This is a genomic window from Salinicoccus albus DSM 19776, from assembly GCF_000385175.1.
Classification (GTDB): Bacteria; Bacillota; Bacilli; order Staphylococcales; family Salinicoccaceae; genus Salinicoccus; species Salinicoccus albus.
In genome coordinates, this window is the sequence record NZ_ARQJ01000032.1 from 1 (window position 1) to 25522 (window position 25522).

The window sequence follows — 25522 nt, forward strand, 5'->3', positions numbered from 1 at the left end:
TGGGCTCTATAATAAATACGGTTGATGACTGAAATGTCATTAATCGTATTTTTCTATAAAAAGGTATAAAAATAGCGCAAATGTTCTTTATAATGAAGTCACCACACCCCATACAAAGGAAACATTTACGCCTATGAAGCATTTTATACTATCTTTACTCCAAATAAAAGAGAATAATATCGACTGCACGAACACGACGGTTGAAGAGATCAGCCATAAAGGGATTAAATCCCTGTTTATCACGGCCAAACTTACGTATATTCCGACACACTGTCCCGATTGTGGATGCATGAATGCTGAGTACAGTATCGTCAAAAACGGGACCCGTGCCTCCCGCATCACGTTGCCGCATATTTCCGGGCTGCCGGCATTCTTAAAACTGACAAAACAGCGCTATCTCTGTAAAGATTGTGGCCACAGCTTTACTGCAGAGACCCCCATCGTCGAGAAATATTGTCACATCTCGACACGCACCCGTCAGTGGATTGCCCACCAATGCGACCAACGGCTCACCGAAAAATACATTTCGGAAATGGCGAGTGTCTCGACAACGACCGTGCGTCGTGTGATTGAAGAAACAGCGCATGCCATTCGTCAGCGGCCGACGCACACCTTACCGGCACACCTCTGCTTTGATGAATTTAAAAGCGTGAAATCGGTGGACACAGCCATGAGTTTTATATTCTGTGATGCGGTCAGCCATCGGGTGATTGATATCGTGGAAGACCGGAAACAATATGCATTAACCCGATATTTTTTACGCTATGACCGGTCGGTGCGCCACAAAGTGAAGACCGTTACGGTTGATATGTATGCCCCTTACTTCCATGTCATTCAGGCGTGTTTCCCGAAGGCAAAAATTATCATTGATAAGTTTCACCTGGTTCAGGCATTAAATCGAGAGCTGAATCGTACGCGCATTCAAGTCATGAATCAATACAGACATCGGGACCGGCCACTATACAATAAGTTTAAACGGTACTGGAAGCTGTTGTTAAAACCACCGAACCACTTAACGCGAACGGAATATAAAAAATATCGGCTGTTTTCAGAATGGAAGTCCACCGACAGTATTGCGCAGTATCTGCTCAATGTCGATGAAACATTAAACGCCAATTACGACTACGCCCATGCACTGTCTGATGCGTTAAGACAGGGCCATATGGAGCAGTTTAAAGCGCTCATACAAACATCACACGCCGCCCCGCTGTCACCCGGTATGCGAAGAGTATTACGGACATTCAAAAAGTATGCGCCGCATATTGAACAGACATTACACTATCCAAAACTAACGAATGGCCCGTTGGAGGGCATCAATAACAGTATCAAAGCATTAAAACGCGTGGCTTTTGGCTATCGGAACTTTGCCCATTTTAGAGACCGGATATTATTGATGACACGGTTATACCAACCGGAAATAAAAAGAGCGCCTAACTCGCGTAAAGCAAGTTAGGCGCTCCGGCTAAAATCTTTCATCAACCCTATTTGACATAGAGCCTTATTTTGATGCCGGGTTTTATTTCTCGGCAAATGAAATTTCGTCATTGTCATCGACATCAACTTTGAGCTCTGAATCCTTAAAATACCAGAGGTCACTTTCCTTGATGAAGATGTTTATACCGTCGTAATCAAAGATTTTACTGTCATCGGGAATGCTTTCAACTGCCAGAGCAGGAGAGAAGCCCTGTTTTAATTGAGTTTCACCGCCGTACTTGACAGAGATGTTCACGCCTTGGTTTGCTTCTGGTTCAAATTCTTCCTTCATCCATTTTACTGCATTGTCTGTTACATTGAGCACGGTGATCATCCTTTCATCACATGAATGTAATCTTTGACTCTGTACCGTCTATTATACGCTTAATGTTCGACCGGTGTCTAACAATTATGACTATGGAAATTATGAATGATAAACCAATCAGCAATGGATCCCAAAAGATTAAAGAAAGTATAAAGAATAAAACTGCACAAATAATGCTTGATAAGGATACCATTTTACCCAATTTTAAAGTTAGCAGAAATATAGCAAGCAATATGAAGAACATTAATGGATGATAGGCAAGCACAGCACCCGCACTTGTGGCTACTGCTTTACCGCCTCTGAACTTCAAAAATATGGGGTACACATGACCAAGTGCTGCGGAGAGCCCCGGCAGGAATACATGAAAATCAACTTCCAGAAGTATGGCAATCAGCACCGGTATAAAGCCTTTCATCATATCAAAAATCAATACGATGATCCCTGCTTTTTTACCCAGGACACGGAATGTATTGGTAGTCCCGATATTACCGCTTCCATGTTCTCTCAGGTCTATTTTATAGAACCATTTCCCGATGAGAAGACTGAAGGGTGTGGCGCCGATTAAATAACCTATGACCAGCAGTGTAATGAGAATTTCCAAATTTAAACCCCCTTTATCATCAGGTACTAACAGTTTACCATATAATAATATTCAGTCATATCATTAAATAGTTGACCATAACATTAATATGTAAACTTTAGTCAAAAATACAGAAACCGTGTAGAATAGGGTTAAGGGTTGCAAATAATGAAGTTTTGTATAAAAATAGTAAAGAGATTAAATATAACGAACGTACGTTTGTAGGGGGCACCTGATTTGGCAAGTAAGAACACTTATACAGATGAATCGATACAAATATTAGAAGGTCTGGATGCGGTACGGAAACGACCGGGAATGTATGTGGGTTCGACGGATCATCGCGGACTGCACCATCTCGTCTATGAAGTTGTCGATAACTCAGTAGATGAGATTATTAATGGTTACGGTGATGAAATTTACATCACTGTGAACGCGGACGACAGCATAACTATAGCGGATAATGGACGCGGTATGCCTACAGGCAGGCACGCGTCAGGCAAACCGACGCCTGAGGTCATTTTTACGGTGCTGCATGCAGGCGGAAAGTTTGGTGCCGGCGGCTACAAAACTTCCGGCGGCCTCCATGGCGTGGGGGCTTCTGTTGTTAACGGGCTGAGTTCATGGATGGAACTTCGAATTTTCAGAGATGGAAAGATTCATGAAATGTCGTTTAAGGACGGCGGTAAAGTTGACCGTCCGCTAAAAGTGACAGGCAAGACGAAAAATACAGGGACTGAAGTGACTTTCAAGCCGGATCCTGAAATATTTAAAATCGGGACTGCATTCAATTTTGAAACGATCGCTGAACGTATGAGGGAATCCGCTTTTTTGGAAAAAGGGTTGAAAATTACTGTCACGGACATGCGTGCTGATGAACCTCTTGAGGAAGTTTTCCAGTATGAAGAGGGTTTGAGAGCCTTTGTTGAGTTTTTAAATGAGGGCAAGGATTCCATCGGAGATATCAGCATGTTCTCAGGAGAATACAATGGCATACTTGCAGAAGTCAGTTTCCAGTACAATGATCAATACAGTGAAACCATCCTGTCCTTTGTCAATAATGTGCGTACGAGGGACGGCGGCACACATGAAATCGGGTTTAAAACCGGTTTTACCCGAGTGTTCAATGAATATGCAAGAAAGATCAAAGAGTTAAAAGATAAAGATAAAAATCTTGAAGGCAATGATATCCGGGAAGGATTGACTGCGGTCATCTCTGTTAAGATTCCTGAAAACTTGCTGCAGTTTGAAGGGCAGACAAAGAGTAAGCTCGGCACAAACGAAGCCCGGAATGTGCTTGAAAATCTCATGACCGACCATCTTTCCTATTACCTTGAAGAAAACGGCACGGTAAGTACACAGCTTGTTAAGAAAGCGATTAAAGCGAGGAATGTGAGGGAAACAGCCAGAAAAGCGCGTGAGGAAGCAAGAAATGGGAAGAAACGCCGGAAGGATACACTGCTTTCCGGTAAGCTGACACCCGCGCAGAGCCGCAACGCCCAAAAAAATGAGTTGTATCTGGTGGAAGGGGATTCTGCAGGGGGATCGGCCAAACAGGGTCGGGACAGGAAATTCCAGGCCATTCTGCCGTTAAGGGGTAAAGTTATCAATACAGAGAAAGCGAAATTTGAAGATATATTCAAAAATGAGGAGATAAATACCATCATCCATACTATCGGTGCCGGTGTGGGCAATGAGTTCAGGCCTGAGGATACAAACTATGATAAAATCATCATCATGACTGACGCGGATACCGATGGTGCACATATACAGGTGCTGCTTCTGACCTTTTTCTTTAATTATATGCGGCCATTGTTCGAGGCGGGAAAAATTTATATTGCTATGCCGCCGCTCTTTCAATTAAAGAAAAAATCCGGGAAAAAAGAAGATGTCAGATATGTCTGGACTGATGATGAACTGCAGGAGGCACAGAAGGACATGGGTAAAGGGGTTGAGCTCCAACGGTATAAAGGGCTTGGGGAGATGATGCCCGAACAGCTGTGGGAAACAACCATGAATCCTGATACAAGAACGCTGATCCAGGTAGGCATCGAAGATGAGGCGCTCTCCCTGAAACGTGTCACTACTCTGATGGGTGATAATGTTGAAATGCGGCGCAAGTGGATAGAATCCAATGTCAGCTTTACCCTCGAAGAGCAGGATAGTATTTTGGATAATGAAGATGTGGCAAAATTGGAGGAAAGTGGTGAACTGGATGGCTGATCATATACAGCAGATTCAGCTTGAGGATGTCATTGGCGACCGTTTTGGCCGGTACAGCAAATATGTCATCCAGGACCGGGCCATCCCGGATGTGAGAGACGGATTGAAGCCTGTCCAAAGAAGAATCTTGTATGCGATGCATAAAGAAGGCAATACCTTTGAGAAAGGCTATAGGAAAAGTGCCAAAACCGTCGGCAATGTCATCGGCAACTATCATCCGCACGGTGATTCAAGTGTCTATGATGCGATGGTGAGACTCGCGCAGGAGTGGAAGATGCGTGAAGAGCTGATCAATATCCATGGAAACAAGGGAAGCGTCGACGGCGATCCGCCGGCAGCGATGCGTTACACAGAGGCCAGGCTCTCTGAAATTTCCAACGAGATGCTAAGGGACATCAATAAGCGGACTGTCCAGTTCATCAATAACTTTGATGATACAGAAGTGGAACCGACAGTGCTGCCGGCTAAATTCCCCAACCTTCTGGTCAACGGTACAACAGGTATTTCTGCCGGTTATGCGACAGATATCCCGCCGCATAACCTCGGGGAGGTTATAGATGCTACGCTTAAGGTGATTGATAAACCTGCAGTCAAAATTGATGAGCTCATGACAATTCTTCAAGGACCGGATTTTCCAACAGGCGGGATTATACAGGGAAAATCCGAAATTAGGAAAGCGTACGAGACGGGCAGAGGCAGAATCATTGTACGCAGCAAACTGAGAACCGAAAATGTCAGGGGTGGCAAGACACATATCGTTGTCGATGAGCTGCCGTTTGATGTGAATAAGGCCAGCCTGGTCAAAAAGATGGATGAGGCCAGAGCGGATAAAAAAATAGACGGCATCATCGAAGTGCGTGATGAAACCGACCGTGAAGGCCTGAGAATAGTTATAGAAACCAAGAAAGAAGCCAATGTCGAAGGGATTATCAACTTCCTGTACAAAAAAACGGATCTCCAGGTGACATACAATTTCAATATGGTTGCAATCAGTGACAGAGCGCCGAAAGTGCTTGGGTTGAAAGAGATCCTTGACGGCTATATCAAGCATCAGAAAGCGGTCATCCGCAACCGCTCCGAGTATGAGCTCGCCGAAGCAGAAAAACGTCTGCATATCATTGAAGGGCTGATGAAAGCTTTATCCATTTTGGATGAAGTGATCCGCGTGATCCGTGAATCCGAGAACAAACGGAATGCCAAGGATAATCTGGTTGCGGCCTTCAGTTTTACTGAAAGTCAGGCAGAAGCAATCGTAACGCTGCAGCTTTACCGTTTAACGAACACAGATATTGTCGAACTGGAAACCGAACATGATGAACTTGAATATACGGTTAATCAGTTAAGAGAGATACTTTCGAATGAGAAAAAACTGCTTGACGTCGTCAAAGGTGAACTGAAAGAAATCCGCAAGAAATATTCGACACCGCGCATGAGTGTAATCGAGGATGAGATCGAGTCTATTGAACTTGAAAAAGAAGTGCTGGTTCCTAAGGAAGATGTCATTGTTTCGGTGACGAAAGACGGTTATATAAAACGCACCAGCATGCGGAGTTTCAACGCCAGTGCGTTGGGAGAGTTCGGGATGAAAGAAGATGACAGCATCATCATGGCCCGTGCGACGCATACCCTTGAGCAATGTCTTGTGTTCACGACCCACGGGAATTATATGATCCTCCCGGTTCATGAACTTTCTGATGTAAAATGGAAAGACCACGGCCAGCATCTCTCCAGCCGGTTTAATATTCAATCGGATGAACAGCCGGTCGCTGCATTTCTTATAGAATCGTTTGATGAACACAGGACGGTGATGACAGCGACCAAAAACGGGCAGATAAAACTCACCGGCCTGAATGCCTATGAGGCGGCGCGTATTAAACGGCCGATTACAGGTATTGGGTTAAAAGCAGATGACAGGGTCATTTCAGTTCATATGACGGATGAAAAAGATGAAGATGTACTGTTTGTGACCCGCAAAGGACTGACGCTCCGTTATCCAGTGGATATGATTAATAACACCGGCGTAAAAGCACAGGGTGTCAGGGCGATGAATGTAAAAGCGGAAGATCAAATCATTGCCGCGGAGCTGATATCAGATCAGACGCATCTTGTCACAGTCTCACAAAGAGGCGCGATAAAGCGGACAGCGCTTGAGACGGTTCCGATGGGCTTAAGAGCACAGGCAGGGCACATGCTCCTAAAAGAAATTAAATCCAGACCCCACCGCCTTATCAGTGCCGCAATCATCAATAATAATATTGATATTGTGTTAAAATCAGTTTCCAAGACATTCAAAACCAATGCCAGAGCGATCAGAGTCAGTGACAGATATTCCAATGGCTCATTTGTTGTGGATGAAAACGAATTCGGTCATGTGACAGAAGTGAATTTTGAAGATTTCAGCCATCTGAAGGAATAGATTAAAAAGCGGACAGCTGCTGTCCGCTTTTTAATATCCAGAACCTGCATTTTATCTGATTTTCACTTTAGGATATTCCTTTATTATTTATTTGAAAAAGAGTAAACTGAATCCGTAGATTATAAACAGGAGCATGATTATGAATAATGAATACAGGCGTGGCGGACGGCCGGAACATAAAAAGACGGTGACCAGGAAAAAATTGCGCAAGCGGGCGTTCATCCCCCTCATATTAATTGTCCTTTTGATTGGGGCGGGACTCTATATATATTTTTCTTTTCAATCCGGTTTAAATATTGCAGAAGAAAATGGGGCGGAGCAGGGTGCTTATGAATTTAATGGCGCGGATAACAATGACGGCAAGAAAAACATGCTGCTGCTCGGTACAGATAAGGAAGAAGATGGCGGACAGCGAACTGATGTCATCATGATTGCTCAGTACGACTATATGACAAAGGATATGAAGATGATGTCCATTATGCGGGATACTTTTGTGGAGGTGCCCGGCTATCAGCCCCAGAAGATCAATTCGGTCTACTCCCTTGGCGGGGCTGATCTGCTGAGGGAGACACTGCAGCTTAATTTCGGTATCGATATTGAAGAATATGCTGTTGTAGATTATCAGGCATTTGAATCTGTTGCGAATGTAATCAACGGTAACGGCATACCGATTGATGTGGAGAAGGATATGTCGGCTAAAATTGACACGGAAATAGAAGCCGGTGAGCAGCAGCTCAATGGTGAAGAGCTTCTCGCCTATGCGCGGTTCCGCCACGATGATGAAGGGGACTTTGGACGTGTCAGACGTCAGCAGCAGGTGATTAGTGCACTCCAGGATGAAGTGCTTTCAGTCGGAGGGCTTTTCAGACTGCCCAAGATTGCTGGCACGGGTATCGGGCATGTCAATACCAGTCTGAGTAACGGGGAAATGTATCGCATGATGGCGTCATTCCTGGTAAGGGGAGATAAGGATATTCAGTCCATGACGGTGCCCCGTGATCACACCTGGCAGTTTGTAGATACGCCGAATAACGGCAGTGTCATTGATCTGGACTTTGAAGCAAACTCTGAGGCCATGCATGATTTTCTTGAAGGGGACGGAAATGAGGAGCAGTAATTCTTTTGAATTACTGCTTTTTTTGTGGTGGTCCGCTCATGACGTTTGAAGATTATATTTAGCCGGATGGTATGACATGTGTTATTATATATTTATAAGAACACACGTTCGATTAATGGAGGTGTTGTCATGTATAATTATCATATCCTGGAGCAACAGGATGTATTTTGTGTAGACCAGAAAAGTTTTTTTGCCAGTGTGTCATGCATATTGAAAGGGCTTGATCCGAAAACGACCAAACTTGCTGTTGTCGGGGACACGAAAAGCATCGGTTCGGTTGTTCTGGCCGCAACACCCGAACTGAAGAAAATTGGCATAAAGACAGGTTCCAGATTGTTTGAGATTCCAAACAGAAGCGATATTTATATCATCAATCCATCGATGAAGACATATCTGGACTATTCATACAAGATTACCGGGATTGCGCTGAAATATGTGGCTCCTGAAGATTTTCATCAGTATTCGGTCGATGAATTTTTCATGGACGTGACAAACAGCTATCATCTTTTTGCAAATTCACCGTATGAACTTGCACAAAGGATCAAAGATGAAATATATGGGCAGACGCAGATAGAATGCACGGTGGGGATTGGAGATAATATATTGCTGAGCAAGCTGTCACTGGATATTGAAGCGAAAAAAACGACGGATGGTATTGCGGAGTGGAGGTATCATGATGTGCCTGAAAAACTGTGGCCGATCAAGCCGCTCAGAGATTTTTGGGGGATCAATAGACGCAGTGAGGTGAAGCTTAATGAACATGGTATATTCCGTATCGGGGATCTGGCCGATTATCCCCCAGTGTATCTGGAGCAGGACTTCGGTATTGCTGGAGTGGACTGGCATCTGCACGCGAACGGCATTGATTTCAGCAGAATCAGGGAAAAACATACAGTGCATTCCCCGTCCATCGCCAAGAGTCAGATACTTTTGCGTGACTACCGTTTTGATGAGGTATACGTCGTCATACTGGAGCAAGTTGATGAGGTCATTCACCGCCTGAGGGTCTCGGGCAGCCTGGCTAAAACCGTACAAATTGCTCTCGGCACCAAGGAAGGGGATGTATACCGCAAACAGTTCACGATTGCTGAAGGCACAAATAACAGCAGGCATGTGATGTCCGGTATATGGAAAATTTTAAGAAAGATTGCAGATCCTCATGCGCTGTACCGGACAATCAGTGTAAACCTGACGAACTTTATCCCTGACAGCATCAATCAGGGTTCCCTGTTTGATGATATCGACAAGGTCAAAAGAGAGGAATCCCTGATGAAGACAGTCGATCATCTTAAATTGAAATATGGGCAATTGAGTGTCATGCGTGCGTTGAGTATGACGGAGGCCTCGACACTTAAATTGCGGGAAGGATTGATTGCCGGGCATAAGAGATGAGAAGCGGCATCAGCCGCTTCTAATATTGTATCGCGTACAGCACAAGCAGTCCGTTCAATATCCCCACAACGAGTGAGAGCATCGTGCCGACCAGCACATATTCACTTTTTTTGTCCATCCCGTCCTCTGATGAATTAGAAGGGAATCTCAGTATTGATTTAGCAGCTATAACCAGACCGAGTGCCGTGTACTGATTGAACACGACAAAGATTATCGTCAGCAGTCTTTCACTGTAGCCGATTGTCATGCCGATATAGTCCGTCTCCTCAGGTTCTGATGTGGTCCTTGACAGCAATCTGAGCAGCAATTTAATTATATAGCCGCTCGCAGTGTAGACCAATACGCTTAAGATGATCAGTGCAATTTTCATGATTCAAGCCTCCTGTTGAATGAAGCGGTAAACTTCTCGTTTAATTTATCAATATCGGTATCATGATATTGAACCAGGAAAGAAAGGATACGCTCCAGCTGTCTGCCTCTTGATTTGCGGTAATGTGCGGAAATTGTCGATTCATTCTTATCCAGCATCAATGAAATATCTTTCTGCCGCATCCCTCCCAGCCTGAGTGAAGCGACTTCCTGCTGCAGAGGGGTCATACCGTTTAAAATATCAGTCAGGTACATGGTTGCAACATCGATTTCATCTGTCATACCCGGGGATGCAAAGTCCTGTATGGCAGATTTTTTAATTTCATCGAGTGCCGAACGTGTATCTTTGATCTCCTGGCTGCTCCATTGTTCAGGGTCCCCTTCGGGTGGTTCTGTATCTGCAGAAATATAGCTGCATTTGAGCGGGAAATCATTATCCGGCCACAGCAATTTGGCATAAATTGCGATGAACAGGGTATAATGCCGGGTAGAGGATAATATAAAAAGTTCATCTCCCATTCGGTAGTCCACATGGAAAAAGTCTTCATCGGATACCCAGGTGCTGATTTCTTTTTCCAGCCAGCTCAGATGTTCGAACACTTCCTCTCCGGCACGAGAACTGCCGGAGACGTCCATGATTAAGACGGAAATCATTCTATCCCACCTCCTGAATATTATAATATGAACAACTGTATATCGATTATACAACAATTCGTCTAGATAGGCGAATATATATAAATTCGCCTAAATGAACAAACTGATAACAGAGTATGAAAATCGGTAATGATGGAGATGAAAGTACAAATCTGTTAATATGATTCAGGGTATTAAAAATAGTGACAGGAGTGCCATTATGCAATTTACAGAGTTAACACGCCAGGAGTTTGAAAATTTCACACAGGAAAATTTCAGTCATTTTACACAGACACCTGCCAATTATGATTTGAAGAAGAATTCAGCTGCAGAAACGTACCTTGTAGGTGTGAAAGATGAAGGATCGGTAAAGGCTGCGAGTCTGATTACGCTGACTCCAGTGATGAAAGTATTCAAATATGCCTATTCAAACCGCGGGCCGGTAATGGACTACAGTGATAAGCGTGTATTTGATGCTTTTTTCGAAGGATTGATTGATTTTTTAAAGCCTAAAAAAGTTCTGTATGTCAGAGTTGATCCATATGAAGTGATCAAGGAAAGGAACCATGAGGGTGAAATTATAAAAGATATGGGTAACCGATATATATTTGATTACTTTAAAGCATTTGGATGGGCGCATACCGGATTTACAAAAGGTTTTGACCCTGTTGTACAGATTAGATGGCATTCTGTGCTGGAGCTACAAGGAAAAACTCCCAAAAAACTGCTCAATGATATGGACAGTCTGAGAAAGAGAAACATTAAAAAAACCGCTAAAAACGGTTTGCACATAAAATATCTGACAGTTGATCAGATCGATGTGTTCAGGCGTTTCATGAGGGAGACTTCAGAGATGAAATCATTCACAGACCGCGATGATGAATATTACATCAGCCGCAAAAAATATTTTGGCGACAATGTGCTCATACCGCTTGCATATGTGGATCTGGAGGAATATAACGCCTCCACAAAGGCCGATAGGGACCAATTGGTCAAAAATATCGACAAGGCACAAAAGGATCTTAGGAAAGATCCGGACAACAAGAAAGCCGAAAATAAGATTAAAAACTTAAGTGAACAACTGCATAATATTGAAGATAAACTTTCAGAGGGCAGGGCGCTTCTTGAGAATCACGGCAAAGAGCTGCCGGTGGCCAGCGCCTATTACTTTGTTACTCCCCATGAAGTGGTTTATCTTGCCGGCGGCAGTGACAACAGGTTCAGACATTTTGCGGGCAGTTATCTGATCCAATGGCATATGATTAACTACGCACTGGAAAATGATATAGACCTGTATAATTTTTACGGGATCAGCGGGGAATTCACACCTCAGGCAGAAGATTACGGTGTCATCCAATTTAAAAAAGGCTTTAATGCGAAAGTGAATGAATATATCGGTGATTTCATCAAACCGGTGAATGCCCCGGGATATAAAATGTATCAAAGTCTTTCTAAATTGCGCAGTTTTATTGGAGGTAGGAATTAATGGAATTTGTAGAACTGACTAAAGAAGAATATCAGAATTATATAGAGGAGGGGGAGGAGTCCGCTTTTTTCCAAATGGTTGAAAATAAAAAGAATAGAGAATGGGATAATAAGGAAGTCCGCCTGCTTGGTGTCAAAGACAACGACAAAAAAGTGATTGCGGCATGCCTGTTTGACAGGCGGAAGGCGTTGCTGGGCAAATATTTCTATTACTCAAACCGCGGACCGGTGCTTGATTATCATGACCATGAACTGGTCCGTTTCTACCTGCAGGAACTGACGAAGTATTTAAAGCGGAATGACTGCATGTATGTAAAACTGGATCCAAACTGGGTTTATAAGAAATATGACAAAGATGTCAGGGAAAAAGAAGATGACAGTGCCCAGGACGCACTCATTCAAATCATGGAGGATGAAGGATACGTCCACCAGGGCTTTTCTGTAGGATATTCCAAACTGTCACAGGCGCGGTGGATGAGCGTGCTTGATCTATCAGAATTTGACGACGCAGACACTCTCGTTAAATCATTCGATTCCCAAAGGAAGCGTAATATTAAAAAAGCGCAGAAGTACGGGGTGAAAGTAAGGTTTTTGGAAGCGGATGAAATCAGCCTTTTCATGGATCTTTACCTGGACACAAGTGAACGGCAGGGATTTTTCACGCATCCCAATCCGGAGGAATATTTCACCAATTTTAAAAAGGCATACGGGGACAAAGTATTAATCCCGCTGGCCTATATAGAACTGGATGAGTACGTAAATAACCTATCTGAGAAGCTTGATGATCTGGAGTCAAAACGCGACGAGCTGATGCAGAAGGATAGCAAGAACGATAAGACTTTAAATAAAATAGCAGAACATGACAAACAGATTGATAAATTGCAATCCGATCGCTTGGATGCCAGTGAAATCCGCGAAAAAGAAGGCAATATCCTTAACCTGGCTTCAGGCATTTATTTCGAAACGCCTTATGAACTGGTTTATAATTCAGGCGCAAGTTCAAGTAAATATCCGCAGTTCGTCGCCCCTTATATGATGCACTATGAGATGATGAAATACTGCCTGGCGCATGGCATAGACAGGTATAATTTCTACGGTGTCAGCGGTGATTTTTCAGAAGACGGGGAAGATTATGGCGTATTCAGATTCAAGCGTGGTTTCAATGCAGAAATCGAAGAACTTGTAGGGGATTTCCTCAAAGTCATCAGTCCGCTGCAATATAACGTTTATAAAGTGAAGCGTAAATTGCAGAGCATGAGCGGTAAAGAAATCAGGTAGAAAAAGTGGTCCCTGTATATTAAATTAAAACAGCCCTGTAAGATAAAAGTAATCAAATCATTGGGAGGGAGTGAATCATGAGGACGTCACTGATAGAAGAAAACACCTTTAAAAAGTTCATGGAGTCCTATAGCAGTTATTATCATTACCTGCATGATCCGCTCTATTATGAATACATTTCAAGTATCCAGGAGGTTCATCTGCTGGGTTTGTATGAAGATGATGAACTTATGGGCGTATCAATGCTCAGTGCGATACCGATATTGAAAAAGTACAGACAATTCACTTCTCATACAGGACCGCTGATTAAAGGGTTTACGAATGAAAAACTTAAATTTTTCCTGATGGAGGTAGAAAATTACGTAAAGGACCAAAAAGCATTAATGATCATCCATTCTCCGTACCATATATATCAAATCCGGGATGCGGAGGGGGAAGTGACGGACAGCACAGTGAATAACAGGGAGATTGCAGATGTATATAAAGATCTCAGGTACACTCATCATGGGTTCACTAAACAGCTGGTGAATGAAGAACTGCTGAGGCATCAGGCAGTGCTTGATATCCGCGGGGATGAAACAGATATCTTAAATCATATGAACTCAACAACACGTTACAATACACGTGCCTCCGAAAGAATGAATGTGCAGTTGAGATATCTGGGGCAAGATGAATATGACAGGTTTATAAAAATGTACAAAGAAACAGAAGCGCGTATTGGTTATGACCCGGTAGATGTCAAAAGATTAAAGAATCTGATAAGTATATTAGAGGAAAGATTGTTTGTCACACTGAGTTATGTCGATCTGGAAGCATATATGAAACGTCTCGAAACAGAATTGGCTGACCTTGAATCCGATAAGTTTGATATGCAGAAAAAGATAGACGCCGGAGAAGGTACCAAACGTATGAAAAACAGGCTTGGAGAACAGAAAAATCTGGTGACCAGTAAGGGGGACAGGCTGGAAAAAATCAGAGCAATGCAGGCCGCACATGGAAATATCATCGAACTGTCAACAGCGATGTACTACTATAACAATCATGAAATGGTCTATCTGTTCAGCGGCAGCAACCCTGAGTTTTCGATGTTTATGGGGACAAACTATACGACATGGCAAATGATCAAAAAGGCGAAAACGCTGGGTCTGGAACGGTTCAACTTCTTTGGTCTGACCGGCGATTTTACAGAAGCGTCCGGAGATTACGGTGTATATCAGTTTAAAAAGGGTTACAATCCTGTGATTGAAGAGCTGCCGGGTACATTCTATAAGACATTTAACCGCCCTGTATACAAAATCGCCCAAAAATTGAACAGGATTGAATGAAGAATGATGATGGAAACTGCAGTTTAATACTGCAGTTTTTTAATGGAAAAATGAAAGTTTATTGAACTTCCACATTTGGATTTATTTTTATGGTACACTTCCCTAAATATTGAAAGGACATGTGATAAATATGGGCAAAAGGTTTACAACGATTCTGGCAGCATTCGTTATGTTTATTGTATTTGCAAGTACTGTTCAGGCGCATTCCACAATGACATCTTCAGACCCTGAAGAAGGTTCTGTGGCAGAAGGTGAAATTTCCAGTGTTTCCATGACATTTGATACAGATATTCAGCAGGAGGAAGATATCTATGTGGAAAATGAAGAAGGGGAGAGAATCGATGCCGAGGAAATCAGTATAGAAAACGATACGGTTGAAGCTTCTTTATCAGAAACTTTAAGCTCAGGGGATTATACGGCATATTGGGAAGTTTATGGCGCTGACGGTCATCTTGTGGATGGCCAATTTGAATTTTCTGTAGAGGCAGCAGCCGCTGATGACAATGCAGAAGAAAACTCTGAGGGGTCTGAAGCAGGCGATGACAGCAGTGCAGCAGAAAACGAAGATTCAGAGACAAATGAAGAGGAAGTTGGAGCTGCAGGGGCTGATGACGGTAACAGCGGCGGTATGTCCGGCGGAGTGATCGCTCTGGTTGTCGGGCTGGCGGTTGTTGCGATAGCTGCAATAGTTTTCTTTGCCCGTAAACGCGCGTAAAACAGGAGAAATATATGGTTATTGTTTCCCAGTTGCTGTTATATATAACTTTGGCCTTATTAATGGGTGTGATGCTCGGGAATTCTTTGCTTGCCGGGCACATGCCCAAATTTCATGTGCCTAAATGGCTCGTGATTACTGCAGTTGGCGGAGTAATCCTTTTTGCATCTGCGCCCTCGCTCGAGATCATTATGAATCTATCAGGCGGTATGGATGTATGGACTGCTGCCACAATGGTATTGCTTGAATTCAATATCGGAAACGCATGGCTTTTTACTTATTTTATTGGCATTGTATTTGTTGTTCTTATTGCATTTAACGATTTGGGGGAAGATCGCATTGTATCTGGTGCGGGTATGGTCATCGTCATTTTGATGGCGATTGCCCAAGGACTTTCCAGCCATGCTTTCGAACAGGCAAGCTTTTGGGGCGTGACAGTTCATAGTGTTCATTTGCTTGCTGTAATGGTGTGGGGCGGTATGCTTATTATTTTGGGCTGGTTTACCAAAGTGCAGGCGGATTGGCCGCGGATTCTTTCCTGGTTTACGCCGCTCGCATTAATATCGATGCTTGTGCTGGCTGTTTCTGGTGTTTTTACAATGGATGTAGTTACTGCAAATCCCGACGGAGAGCAGATTAATATAGTCCAGCGTTTTACTGATGCATGGCTGACGGATTATGGTCAGTCGCTTCTCTTCAAACATCTGCTGCTGATAACGTTGTTGGGCTTTGGTACCATTAATGGTATTCTGTTCAGAAAACGGTTAGCCCGAGAACCGAAGCTGCAAATACAGCCGTGGATAAAGACAGAATCCTTTTTAATTCTTCTCGTTCTGGCGATTACTGGCTTCATGGGCGAACAGGCTCTGCCGAACCAAATCGAAACCATTGTCAGTGAAGAAGGCACATCCTCACTTTTCCAATCGATTTACGGCCAGGCTGTGCCGCCTGAAATGATGGTCTCATTGTCATTCGGCTTTATCAGTATATTGCTGTTTATCCTGGCAGCACTGTTTTTTGGGTGCATGCTTTATGCTGCCCGCAGCAGAATGCATCCTGCTGCATCTTTCATAATGGCAATATGTTTTGTGCTTGCAGGATATCTTGGTCTGATGCTTGGTGTGGTGTAACTTTGCATCTTTTGTCTGCGATTTAAAAAATATATCTCAAATCATTAAAAAACTGCAGTTTTTTAATGTCTTTTTAACGAGGGTTTTACACACATTAACAAAAAGTTAAATATATAAAATAAAATTTAAAAAATGTTGTATATTTTGTTGTCTTTTATTTAATGTTGATATATAATGTATCTATAACCTTTTAAATACATTATATGGAAGTGGTGGAAATATGAGTAAAATCGGTTATGCGAGAGTCAGTACGAAGCACCAGAATCTGACGAGCCAGCTGGACATGCTGAAAGAGGCCGGATGTATAAAAATATTTTCAGAGAAAATCAGCGGGCGCAAGTCAGAGCGCGATGAACTGGAGAACTGCATGGAATACATGCGGGAAGGCGACACATTGGTCATTGCAAAGCTTGACAGGCTTGGAAGAACGACAAAACAGCTGATAGAACTGTCGGCTGAACTTGAAAAACGCAGCATCGATCTTGAAATCATCAATATGAATGTAACAACTAAAGATCCGATGGGAAAGATGTTCTTTACAATGATGTCAGCATTTGCGGAACTTGAAGCGAATCTGATGAGTGAGCGCACAAAGAAAGGTTTGGAATCCGCAAGAGCACGCGGGAGAAACGGCGGCAGACCGGGAGTCAGCGAAGATAAGAAAGCAATGATCAGGTCATTGTATGAAACGAAGCAATATACGGGCAACAAAATTGCAGAAATGACAGGCGTATCCAGAGCAACTGTATATAAAGTCGTCAATGAATCTAAAGAATCGTAATACACAAAAAAGCTTATTCCGGAAAAGATTCCGGAATAAGCTTTTTAATGGGATAAATTACCAAATTTAAGAAATTCATTATAAAGTTTACATAATATATATTATAGGAAGTTATATCTTTAGAGTAAAAGAAGGCTTTTTAACACTTGTCAATGTAAGTTATAATAATAACCATTTCCCTCTTATCTGTTTCTCATGTTCCTTTCCGCAAGCTCAATTGCATCTGCCATCGCTTCCAATGGATCGATTAACATATCCCCATGACCGACACATAATATTTTCGGTTTATATGCCAGAATTCTTTTTGCGCTGTTAATCGATGTCTGATAATCCCATGTGGCTATTTTTGGAAATGGAAATTTGATTTTCAATGTCCTTGAAACTGCCAGGCCGCCCTGTGTCTGGAATGCATCTCCGGCTATGACTGCATTACTTATATTATCGACGAACGACACGGAACCTGGTGTATGTCCCGGCGTGGCAGCAACTGTCAGGGATCCAATTGTCTGTCCGTGATGCAATGTAAAATCCGTATGGACTGTTATTTTCGGAAATCCGCCGTTAATTTTAGTCCGGACTTCATCCGGTTTTAAGCTGAAATCCCCATCCAGCAGCAATTGGTCACGTTCAGAGATGCCGATTTGCGCGTCCGGGAATATGGTTCTGAAGTCGTTGACGCCAGCGGTATGATCCCCATGAGCATGTGTCAGTAAAAGATGTGTGACCGTCTTTTTGGTTGCTTCTGCAATATCAGCGACCTTTTTTGTGAAATTTTTAACACCCATATCAATGACAATCAGCGAATCCTCCTGTTCAATGACAAAACAATTGATCGGAAAAATTTTAGGCAGCATGGTAATCTGGTAAATGTTTTTGTACTTGGCAACCTGCATCATTTCTCCCCCTCTGTATTAAAATGCACTGAAATGTTATTTTTCTGAAGATTTATGTTCATTTTCAGCATGCAGCACTTCTTTTTTCTTCCTTCTGTTACGGGCATAAACAAACATCATTATACTTACGGCAATGGATAGGATGAAAAGAAAGCATGCATAGCCCATAAGCGGCTGCCAATTTGTTCCATCGGCAAAGTTCGGAATGATGAAAGCTGAAAGCCCCATGATGACGATGGTTAATAGTGGCATGACCGCATACTTTTTAATCGATAAAGGGACTAGAGCACTGAGGATGATGATTGACAGCACACTGATTATATAAAAGCCGGCACCCTGTATCATAATATTCACCTCCGTATTTCTGTATCTTTAATGTTCATATACCTCTATTTTACTTGCTTTAAAACAAGAAACCGCAAATAATCCAAAAACGAGCATTCTTCAGATGATTGAATTTTCCTCATTCAGTTCTTTTCCGCAGAAATGAGCGAATTTTTCTGTTATATCTTTTAGATGCTGATAATCCAAAGATACTAAATTTTTTGTATCCACAGATTCCAGAATGTACTTGGTGAAATCCCATGTCTCTTCTTGAATCTCTTCATTGCTGACAAGCGCAACTTTATATAGTGAATCTACAATATTATATACAACTGAAATGTCGTGTTTTCCGTAATGCTTAATCTGGTAGAAACTTTTATACAGGTAGTCACGGAAGTCTTTTTGATCCATGATCAGACGCAGGTCTCCATTGTTATCGGAAAAATATGTTACATGCCGATAATTACCGGCTAATTCTGAAAGTACAGCACCGATCCGATGGATACAATTAATGGCCGTGTTGGGGTCATTCATGCTGGTGGACAGCGCCTTTACAGCAATCTCAACCAACTTTTCTATCGAAAATCCAATATCCTGAAGATCGGTCCGTTCATCCCCTATTACCAAAAATGTGTCATGTTCGACTACTTCCTCATCGCTGACGGCTGAAGACCAAAAGTAGAAAGCCGGCATGCCTTTAGGTACGTAATCGCCGACTTGGAATGTGGCTTCCAGCACCATGTTATTCTCCGCAGCCCAGTTGATCAGGAAGTCGTAGTTGACCTGCTGAACATATCCTGAACGACGTGCATAAATTGTCTGGCTGTTTTTTTCTTTGAACTGTTGAATTTGGGAATGATCCCAATGCTGGTGTTCCCCGTACATTCTTTCTGCGAAGTTTTCCTGGATCAGCTTGGATGTTTTGTTACGTATGATACCAATCAGAAAGTTTACTTGCGCCCACCTTGCTGAAAAATGGATGAACAGGATAAAGAAACAAAGTGAAATAATTGTGACGATAACAGTGATGATTGGTGTTACCAGGTCCTTTTGATTTGTTTCAGTTAATAACCATAAATTGATGAGGACGAAAATGAAGCCGAAAGTAAATACGCCCAAAACATGTTGTGTGATCCTGCTTTTCATAAAATCCTGTAATGCCCTTGGTGAAAACTGGGAAGAATACGTGGTCAGCATCACCATGATTGTTGAAAAACTGATTGTAGTCATCGTCAGCATTGCTGTAATCAATGCAGCATACAGCTGCTGGGCCGTACTTTGACCAATTAATAAGAAGCCCGGTATGCTGTCAGATACCATTGGAACTAACCAGATATCCAGCAGTGTCACAGCGCCTGCTGTCATGATTGAACATAGCCCGTAAACGATCGGGAGAAACCAGAAGCTGTCCCGAAGGGAAGTTCGGAAAGCCATTTTCTTCATTTTAATCCTCTTTTCTAAGCAATAAGATACTTTAATTAAAGTGAACATTCATCTTTACCATAAATGCCCTGCCCTTGCGGAAATCAAACATATTTTTTAAATAAATGTTTGATGGTTTTAATTTTTTGAATTTTTAATGTATAATTGATTTTGAATCATTACTTCGATTTTCGAAATTTAAAGGAGTGTCATGCTAATATGGAAGAACTGGATACAAGGCGTCAGGTCGAGACGCAGTACACGTGGGATTTAACCGATTTATTCGCGTCCGATGAGGCATTCTACAAAGCAGGCGAAGAATTCAGGCCATTGGTGGAATCTTTTGTGAACAAATACGCAGGAAAATTGGCTGACCCTTCCATCGATGCCACTGCGATCAAGGAATATATGTCTCTGGCTGAAAGACTGGTGCCGCTTGGTGCTTACGCAAGTCTGAGTCTTGCTGCTGATCAGGGTGACGCCAATGCTCAGGAGATAGCCAGCACGGCTTCCAACCTATCTGCATACTTCGGCAGTGAAACAAGTTTTCTGAGCAGTGAACTGCTTGAGAAAGATGAGGCTCATCTTGAAGAAATCAAATCCATAAGCCCTGACCTGGCAGGATTTGTGGATAAGCTGCTGAAAGAGAAGCCTTACAGGTTGGATGCAAAAGTTGAAAAAGTATTAGCGTCATATTCGAATGTGTTTGACGGTCCTTATAAGCTGTATCAGAAAACAAAACTGATGGATATGGACTTCGGTACGTTTGAAGCAGAAGGTATTGATATCCCGCTTTCCTATCTTTCCTATGAAGGTAATCTGGAAGGGCATGAAAACACGGAGATCAGACGCAATGCATTCCGTGCTTTTCACGATAAGCTTGCAGAATATCAGCATACGGCTGCCGGAACTTACGATATCCATCTAAAACAGGAAAAGACGGCTGCTGACCTGAGAGGCTTTGATTCTGTGATTGATTATCTGTTACATCCGCAGGATGTGGACCGTGAATTGTATCACCGTCAGATCGATATGATCATGAATGACCTGGCACCGCATATGAGGCGCTATGCCAGACTTCTCAAACAGGTTCATGGTATTGATAAGATGAAATATGAAGACCTGAAAATTTCGCTGGACCCCGCATCCGAACCTGAAATCAGCGTTGAAGAATCCAGGCAGTACATCAATGATGCTCTGGGTATCTTAGGGGATGATTATCTTCAGATGGTCAACCGTGCCTATGATGAAAGATGGATTGATTTCGTGAAGAATAAAGGGAAGTCCACCGGCGCCTTCTGCTCCAGTCCTTATGGCACGCATCCTTATATACTGATCTCGTGGACATCTCTGATGACAGAAGTGTTTGTACTGGCCCATGAGCTGGGCCACGCCGGACATTTTTACAATGCCAACCGTGAGCAGCATATATTCGACGCCAGAAGTTCAATGTATTTCATCGAGGCACCAAGTACAATGAACGAAATGCTGATGGCCAATTACCTGCTAGAGAATTCTGAAGATCCAAAATTCAAACGCTGGGTGATCAGTTCGATTATTTCGAGGACGTACTACCACAACTGTGTGACTCATTTGCTGGAAGCTGCATACCAGCGTGAAGTGTATAAAAAAGTGGATAATTATGAAACAGTTTCCGCTAACGATCTCAATGGACTCAAACGCAAAGTCATTGAACAATTCTGGGGTGACGATGTAGAAATCACAGAAGGCGCGGAACTCACATGGATGAGACAGCCCCATTACTACATGGGTCTTTATCCGTACACTTATTCAGCAGGACTGACAATCGCTACGTCAATGAGCAAACGCGTACGCGATGAAGGACAGCCGGCAGTCGATGACTGGTTGAATGTACTTAGATCCGGGGGAACAAAAACACCTGTAGAGCTTGCACAGATGGCAGGTGTAGATATATCTACAGACCAGCCGCTCCGAGAGACTATTGATTATATCGGTGAGCTGATTGATGAACTTGAGAAATTGACGGATGAGATAGAAGGATAAGATCACCCCCGACTTAAAGTCGGGGGTGATCTTATGACTGTTCTTTGATATTCGTTCCATCTTTTGTCTGCTTCACGCTGCCCGCTTTCATCAGGCGGCCAAGTGCCCGTTTGAAAGAACCTTTTGACATATTCAACGCTTCTTTGATGTCTTCCGGTGAACTTTTGTCATTCAGAGGCAGAAATCCATCGTTTCTAGTGATGTAATCCATGATTTTTTCACTATCATCATCCATTTTTTTATAAGCCGGTTTCAGGAATGAGCCGTTGACTTCGCCCTGTTCATTGATTCCGATGACTCTGAAATTTTTCAATTCACCGAGCCGAGGTTCCGACTCACGCTCTGATTCATGGATGAATACTTTGTAGCCGTCCGCGCTAAGCATGAATGTACCCACTCTTAAAAGTCGGTATGGTCGGCCTTCAAGCCACTTATTTTTGAGATCTGTGAAATCTGCCTGTTTTAAGGGGGTGAACCGTTCGGCAGCTTCCTGTTCTGAAATCAGTTTGCCATACAGCTGATTATCGCTTTCGGCTCTTAGCTTCAGGTAAATTTTATCCCCCTGTTTCGGCCACACGTCCTTGATTTTTGGCAGATCGACCCACGGTACGAGTATGTCCCTTGGCAATCCAATATCTACGTATGCGCCGTCCCTGTTCACTTCGGATACATCCGCAAATCCGTATTTATCGATACCGACTGGAGGAATAGCGGGCGCTGCAAATAACTCGCCGCTGTGGTTCGGATAGATGAAAGCACTGATTTCTTCCCCGATATCATACTCTCTTTCTGTCGTTGAGGCGTTCATGCGGATATACATATCGGCCCCATACTTCAGATGATATGTGGATCCCTCTTTTTTTATGATTTCCAAAAACTGGACCGTGCCTGAAATTTGCTCCATTTTGTGTCTCCTTACTGTTGAATAGTTTCTATAATTTTCGTCATATCTCTATTGAATACAAGTGTTGCTTTTTGATCAAACGGAGTTTCGTCGTTGTTTATGATGATGAAATCTTCTCCGTTGAAATAATCTACCATGGAAGCTGCCGGATTGACAACGAGTGATGAGCCGAGGACTACCAGCGCGTCTGCTCTGGAAATTTTGTCTATGGCAGAGATCACCGTCTTTTCATCCAGCATTTCACCATACAGCACAATATCCGGTCTGAGCACACCACCGCAGCTGCAGTGTGTCAGATCTTCGCTCAATATCGTCTCTTTTGTGAACTGCCTGTTGCATGATGTACAATAGAAACGGCTGAGCGAACCGTGAAGTTCATCGATATTATGGCTGCCGGCATCTTTATGAAGACCATCGATATTCTGGGTGATCACACCGGGGGATTTTCCAGCCTTCTCCATCCGTGCGATGTACTCATGCACAATGTTGGGGATTTTATCAGCAATCAACAGGCGTTTCCGGTAAAATGATATGAAACTATCAGGATCATCATGCAGGTGATCTTTACTGAGCAGATATTCGGCCGGGTATCCCTCCTGTGAAATTTCATCGAACAGACCGCCCATACTCCTGAAGTCCGGAATGCCACTTTTTACAGACACACCGGCCCCTGTAAAGAAGACAATGCGGCTGGATGCATCCATTATTTCCTTAAATTGTCTCAATTCGCTGTCCATAAGTAACAAGCCTCCTCGATTACTATTACAATCGTATCATAAATGTGATATCATCGCGTAAGAATATACTAAAGGAGAATGCCTATGCTACAGGTTACTGATGTGAGTCTGAGATTTGGTGACCGCAAACTATTTGAAGATGTTAATATCAAATTCACTCCGGGGAATTGTTACGGTCTGATTGGTGCGAACGGAGCAGGTAAATCAACCTTCCTTAAGATTTTATCCGGAGAATTGGATGCTCAAACAGGAAATGTCAGCATGGGGAAAGATGAACGGCTCGCCGTTTTGAAACAGGATCACTTCGCTTATGAAGATGAGAAAGTGCTCGATGTCGTACTCATGGGGCATGAAAAGCTTTGGGAAGTAATGAAAGAGAAAAATGAAATCTATATGAAGCCTGATTTCTCGGATGAAGACGGCATCCGCGCTGCTGAACTCGAAGGCGAGTTTGGAGAAATGGGCGGATGGACAGCAGAACCTGATGCAGAAGAGCTGCTCCATGGCCTGGGTATCGGTTCTCAATTGATTGATAATAAGATGGCAGATCTTGAGACCAATCAGAAAGTGAAAGTGCTGCTTGCACAGAGTCTTTTTGGCAATCCGGATGTTTTGCTTCTGGATGAGCCGACAAATGGTCTTGACATTGAAGCGATACAGTGGCTTGAAGATTTCCTGATTGGCTTTGAGAATACAGTAGTCGTCGTGTCACATGACAGGAACTTTTTAAATAATATATGTACCCACATTGCAGACCTCGACTACGGTAAAATACAGCTTTATGTAGGCAACTATGATTTCTGGTATCAGTCCAGTCAGCTTGCTCAGCAGATGGCTCAGGAACAGAACAAGAAAAAAGAAGAAAAGATCAAGCAGCTCAAAGAGTTCGTTGAACGTTTCAGTGCCAATGCTTCCAAGTCCAAGCAGGCAACGAGCCGCAAGAAGATGCTTGATAAAATTGAACTTGATGATATCCAGCCATCGTCCAGGAGGTATCCGTTTGTCAGATTCAGTCCAGAACGTGAAATCGGTAATGATTTACTTTATGTTAACGGGTTGACACACAGCTTTGATGGCGAGAAAGTACTGGATAATGTAAGCTTTACACTCGATCCGGATGATAAAGCAGTGCTCATCGGCTCAAGTGAAATTGCCCGCACTACCCTTCTCCGCATTCTGGCTGGTGAAATCACACCTGATGAAGGGGAAGTCAGATGGGGGGTAACAACCTCCCGGAGCTATATGCCGAAAGACAATTCCAGTTATTTTGATGGTGTAAAGACGGACCTGGTTGATTGGCTGCGCCAATATGCTCCGCCTGAAGAGCAGACTGAAACATTCCTGCGCGGATTTTTAGGCAGGATGCTCTTCAGCGGTGAAGAAGCAAAGAAAAAAGCAAATGTCCTGTCCGGCGGTGAGAAAGTCCGTGCGATGCTCTCTAAAATGATGCTGTCAAAAGCGAATGTAATCATGCTTGATGAGCCGACAAACCACCTTGACCTTGAAAGTATTACTGCAGTCAACAACGGATTGAAGGCATTTAAAGGATCAATCATCTTTACTTCCTACGATTTCGAATTCATAAATACGATCGCCAATAAAGTGATTGAACTGAAAGATACAGGCGCCATCGTAAAAGAATCGACCTACGAAGAATATCTGAAGGATAAAGGTCTGATACGCTCATAAAATAGTTAGAGTATTTTATAATTTTTAGACAAATGAGTTTACAGAGCAATATTGTTTATGTATAATGACGATTATAACTAATTAAATAGCATGGATGAGGCGCATCAATCATGAGTAACTGCTCTTAACAGTCTGCGAACTGGAGCGGGTGAAAGGGTGAGATGCCGAGATGGTGTTCTGTTGCAGCAGGACAGCGTTGGATCTGAAGGTTAAGAGCTACAGATTTGTCATTATTTTTGGGAAATAATGGAGTGCATCACTTGTAGATAAAATGATAACAAGTCCGGCA

General features: G+C 43.0%; 22 protein-coding genes and 1 riboswitch. Of the genes, 13 read left to right on the top strand and 9 right to left on the bottom strand.

The features are described 5' to 3' along the window. The first annotated feature begins 133 nt into the window (after window positions 1–133). The gene (locus G343_RS0111290) at window positions 134–1453 is read left to right on the top strand and encodes an ISL3 family transposase (RefSeq protein ID WP_020006453.1); all 1320 of its coding nucleotides are present in this window, start codon (window positions 134–136) and stop codon (window positions 1451–1453) included. 63 nt (window positions 1454–1516) lie between these two features. Here G343_RS0111290 and G343_RS0111295 read toward each other — a convergent pair whose 3' ends face one another. Together G343_RS0111295 and plsY are read right to left on the bottom strand one after the other, a co-directional pair. Next, window positions 1517–1807 carry a HesB/YadR/YfhF family protein gene (locus G343_RS0111295; RefSeq protein ID WP_020008256.1) on the bottom strand — a complete coding sequence of 97 codons (291 nt, stop codon included), beginning with the start codon at window positions 1805–1807 and terminating at the stop codon, window positions 1517–1519. A gap of 7 nt (window positions 1808–1814) precedes the next feature. Further along, window positions 1815–2399 carry a glycerol-3-phosphate 1-O-acyltransferase PlsY gene (gene plsY / locus G343_RS0111300; protein ID WP_020008257.1) on the bottom strand — a complete coding sequence of 195 codons (585 nt, stop codon included), beginning with the start codon at window positions 2397–2399 and terminating at the stop codon, window positions 1815–1817. Window positions 2400–2615: 216 nt separating this feature from the next. Here plsY and parE point away from each other — a divergent pair, with 216 nt between their 5' ends. The 4 genes from parE (at window position 2616) to G343_RS0111320 (ending at window position 9523) form a co-directional block, all read left to right on the top strand. After that, on the top strand, window positions 2616–4598 hold the full coding sequence (gene parE, locus G343_RS0111305; RefSeq protein ID WP_020008258.1) for a DNA topoisomerase IV subunit B: 1983 nt from the start codon (window positions 2616–2618) through the stop codon (window positions 4596–4598). Beyond that, window positions 4591–7014, top strand: coding sequence for a DNA topoisomerase IV subunit A (gene parC, locus G343_RS0111310; protein ID WP_026366380.1), 2424 nt, complete (start codon window positions 4591–4593; stop codon window positions 7012–7014). The genes parE and parC overlap by 8 nt, the downstream gene beginning before the upstream one ends. Before the next feature lie 139 nt (window positions 7015–7153). After that, window positions 7154–8131 (top strand): LCP family protein, encoded by a 978-nt coding sequence (locus tag G343_RS0111315; RefSeq protein ID WP_020008260.1) that lies wholly within the window; start codon window positions 7154–7156, stop codon window positions 8129–8131. Between the two features lie 129 nt (window positions 8132–8260). Beyond that, window positions 8261–9523 (top strand): Y-family DNA polymerase, encoded by a 1263-nt coding sequence (locus G343_RS0111320; RefSeq protein WP_020008261.1) that lies wholly within the window; start codon window positions 8261–8263, stop codon window positions 9521–9523. A gap of 19 nt (window positions 9524–9542) precedes the next feature. Here the strand turns inward: G343_RS0111320 and G343_RS0111325 are convergent, their stop codons facing one another. Together G343_RS0111325 and G343_RS0111330 are read right to left on the bottom strand one after the other, a co-directional pair. Beyond that, window positions 9543–9893 (bottom strand): hypothetical protein, encoded by a 351-nt coding sequence (locus G343_RS0111325; RefSeq protein WP_020008262.1) that lies wholly within the window; start codon window positions 9891–9893, stop codon window positions 9543–9545. After that, on the bottom strand, window positions 9890–10546 hold the full coding sequence (locus tag G343_RS0111330; protein WP_020008263.1) for a sigma-70 RNA polymerase sigma factor region 4 domain-containing protein: 657 nt from the start codon (window positions 10544–10546) through the stop codon (window positions 9890–9892). The genes G343_RS0111325 and G343_RS0111330 overlap by 4 nt, the downstream gene beginning before the upstream one ends. A gap of 199 nt (window positions 10547–10745) precedes the next feature. Here G343_RS0111330 and G343_RS0111335 point away from each other — a divergent pair, with 199 nt between their 5' ends. The 6 genes from G343_RS0111335 to G343_RS0111360 all read left to right on the top strand — a co-directional run bounded on the left by G343_RS0111335 (window position 10746) and on the right by G343_RS0111360 (window position 17239). Beyond that, window positions 10746–12011, top strand: coding sequence for an aminoacyltransferase (locus G343_RS0111335; protein WP_020008264.1), 1266 nt, complete (start codon window positions 10746–10748; stop codon window positions 12009–12011). After that, window positions 12011–13288: an aminoacyltransferase gene (locus tag G343_RS0111340; protein ID WP_020008265.1), complete on the top strand. Its 1278-nt coding sequence runs from the start codon at window positions 12011–12013 to the stop codon at window positions 13286–13288. Before G343_RS0111335 ends, G343_RS0111340 begins: the two co-directional genes overlap by 1 nt. A 77-nt stretch (window positions 13289–13365) precedes the next feature. Further along, on the top strand, window positions 13366–14613 hold the full coding sequence (locus tag G343_RS0111345) for a peptidoglycan bridge formation glycyltransferase FemA/FemB family protein (RefSeq protein WP_020008266.1): 1248 nt from the start codon (window positions 13366–13368) through the stop codon (window positions 14611–14613). 169 nt (window positions 14614–14782) lie between these two features. Beyond that, entirely contained in the window at window positions 14783–15328 is a 546-nt protein-coding gene (locus G343_RS0111350) for a copper resistance CopC family protein (RefSeq protein WP_245541953.1), read from the top strand. 14 nt (window positions 15329–15342) lie between these two features. Continuing rightward, entirely contained in the window at window positions 15343–16458 is a 1116-nt protein-coding gene (locus tag G343_RS0111355; protein ID WP_020008268.1) for a copper resistance D family protein, read from the top strand. A 220-nt stretch (window positions 16459–16678) separates the two neighbouring features. After that, window positions 16679–17239, top strand: coding sequence for a recombinase family protein (locus G343_RS0111360; RefSeq protein ID WP_020008269.1), 561 nt, complete (start codon window positions 16679–16681; stop codon window positions 17237–17239). 182 nt (window positions 17240–17421) lie between these two features. On the opposite strand, the gene G343_RS0111365 is transcribed toward G343_RS0111360, so the two are convergent. From G343_RS0111365 to G343_RS0111375, 3 genes are all read right to left on the bottom strand, one after another. After that, window positions 17422–18132, bottom strand: coding sequence for an MBL fold metallo-hydrolase (locus G343_RS0111365; RefSeq protein ID WP_020008270.1), 711 nt, complete (start codon window positions 18130–18132; stop codon window positions 17422–17424). A gap of 36 nt (window positions 18133–18168) precedes the next feature. Continuing rightward, on the bottom strand, window positions 18169–18477 hold the full coding sequence (locus G343_RS0111370) for a hypothetical protein (RefSeq protein ID WP_020008271.1): 309 nt from the start codon (window positions 18475–18477) through the stop codon (window positions 18169–18171). Between the two features lie 99 nt (window positions 18478–18576). Continuing rightward, window positions 18577–19899, bottom strand: coding sequence for a DUF2254 domain-containing protein (locus G343_RS0111375; protein WP_020008272.1), 1323 nt, complete (start codon window positions 19897–19899; stop codon window positions 18577–18579). Between the two features lie 198 nt (window positions 19900–20097). On the opposite strand from G343_RS0111375, the gene pepF reads away from it, so the two are divergent. Beyond that, a complete protein-coding gene (pepF, locus tag G343_RS0111380) occupies window positions 20098–21903 on the top strand; it encodes an oligoendopeptidase F (protein WP_020008273.1) in 1806 nt (601 codons plus the stop codon). 31 nt (window positions 21904–21934) lie between these two features. On the opposite strand, the gene G343_RS0111385 is transcribed toward pepF, so the two are convergent. Together G343_RS0111385 and G343_RS0111390 are read right to left on the bottom strand one after the other, a co-directional pair. Further along, window positions 21935–22807 (bottom strand): CvfB family protein, encoded by an 873-nt coding sequence (locus G343_RS0111385; protein WP_020008274.1) that lies wholly within the window; start codon window positions 22805–22807, stop codon window positions 21935–21937. Window positions 22808–22818: 11 nt separating this feature from the next. Then, window positions 22819–23544, bottom strand: coding sequence for an NAD-dependent protein deacylase (locus tag G343_RS0111390; protein WP_020008275.1), 726 nt, complete (start codon window positions 23542–23544; stop codon window positions 22819–22821). 84 nt (window positions 23545–23628) lie between these two features. Between G343_RS0111390 and G343_RS0111395 the strand changes: the two genes are divergently transcribed. Continuing rightward, a complete protein-coding gene (locus tag G343_RS0111395) occupies window positions 23629–25233 on the top strand; it encodes an ABC-F family ATP-binding cassette domain-containing protein (protein WP_020008276.1) in 1605 nt (534 codons plus the stop codon). Window positions 25234–25319: 86 nt separating this feature from the next. Continuing rightward, window positions 25320–25498, top strand: a riboswitch (Lysine riboswitch). Window positions 25499–25522 lie beyond the last annotated feature (24 nt).

Excerpts from the sequence above, each read along its gene's own strand:
- G343_RS0111335 (WP_020008264.1), top strand. The coding sequence starts at position 10,746 with ATGCAATTTACAGAGTTAACACGCCAGGAGTTTGAAAATTTCACACAG.
- G343_RS0111370 (WP_020008271.1), bottom strand. The coding sequence starts at position 18,477 with ATGATACAGGGTGCCGGCTTTTATATAATCAGTGTGCTGTCAATCATC.
- G343_RS0111395 (WP_020008276.1), top strand. The coding sequence starts at position 23,629 with ATGCTACAGGTTACTGATGTGAGTCTGAGATTTGGTGACCGCAAACTA.
- parC (WP_026366380.1), top strand. The coding sequence starts at position 4,591 with ATGGCTGATCATATACAGCAGATTCAGCTTGAGGATGTCATTGGCGAC.
- G343_RS0111365 (WP_020008270.1), bottom strand. The coding sequence starts at position 18,132 with ATGCAGGTTGCCAAGTACAAAAACATTTACCAGATTACCATGCTGCCT.
- G343_RS0111330 (WP_020008263.1), bottom strand. The coding sequence starts at position 10,546 with ATGATTTCCGTCTTAATCATGGACGTCTCCGGCAGTTCTCGTGCCGGA.
- pepF (WP_020008273.1), top strand. The coding sequence starts at position 20,098 with ATGGAAGAACTGGATACAAGGCGTCAGGTCGAGACGCAGTACACGTGG.
- G343_RS0111320 (WP_020008261.1), top strand. The coding sequence starts at position 8,261 with ATGTATAATTATCATATCCTGGAGCAACAGGATGTATTTTGTGTAGAC.
- G343_RS0111350 (WP_245541953.1), top strand. The coding sequence starts at position 14,783 with ATGTTTATTGTATTTGCAAGTACTGTTCAGGCGCATTCCACAATGACA.
- G343_RS0111325 (WP_020008262.1), bottom strand. The coding sequence starts at position 9,893 with ATGAAAATTGCACTGATCATCTTAAGCGTATTGGTCTACACTGCGAGC.
- G343_RS0111360 (WP_020008269.1), top strand. The coding sequence starts at position 16,679 with ATGAGTAAAATCGGTTATGCGAGAGTCAGTACGAAGCACCAGAATCTG.
- G343_RS0111295 (WP_020008256.1), bottom strand. The coding sequence starts at position 1,807 with ATGATCACCGTGCTCAATGTAACAGACAATGCAGTAAAATGGATGAAG.
- G343_RS0111385 (WP_020008274.1), bottom strand. The coding sequence starts at position 22,807 with ATGGAGCAAATTTCAGGCACGGTCCAGTTTTTGGAAATCATAAAAAAA.
- G343_RS0111340 (WP_020008265.1), top strand. The coding sequence starts at position 12,011 with ATGGAATTTGTAGAACTGACTAAAGAAGAATATCAGAATTATATAGAG.
- G343_RS0111355 (WP_020008268.1), top strand. The coding sequence starts at position 15,343 with ATGGTTATTGTTTCCCAGTTGCTGTTATATATAACTTTGGCCTTATTA.
- G343_RS0111345 (WP_020008266.1), top strand. The coding sequence starts at position 13,366 with ATGAGGACGTCACTGATAGAAGAAAACACCTTTAAAAAGTTCATGGAG.
- G343_RS0111315 (WP_020008260.1), top strand. The coding sequence starts at position 7,154 with ATGAATAATGAATACAGGCGTGGCGGACGGCCGGAACATAAAAAGACG.
- G343_RS0111390 (WP_020008275.1), bottom strand. The coding sequence starts at position 23,544 with ATGGACAGCGAATTGAGACAATTTAAGGAAATAATGGATGCATCCAGC.
- G343_RS0111375 (WP_020008272.1), bottom strand. The coding sequence starts at position 19,899 with ATGAAGAAAATGGCTTTCCGAACTTCCCTTCGGGACAGCTTCTGGTTT.
- G343_RS0111290 (WP_020006453.1), top strand. The coding sequence starts at position 134 with ATGAAGCATTTTATACTATCTTTACTCCAAATAAAAGAGAATAATATC.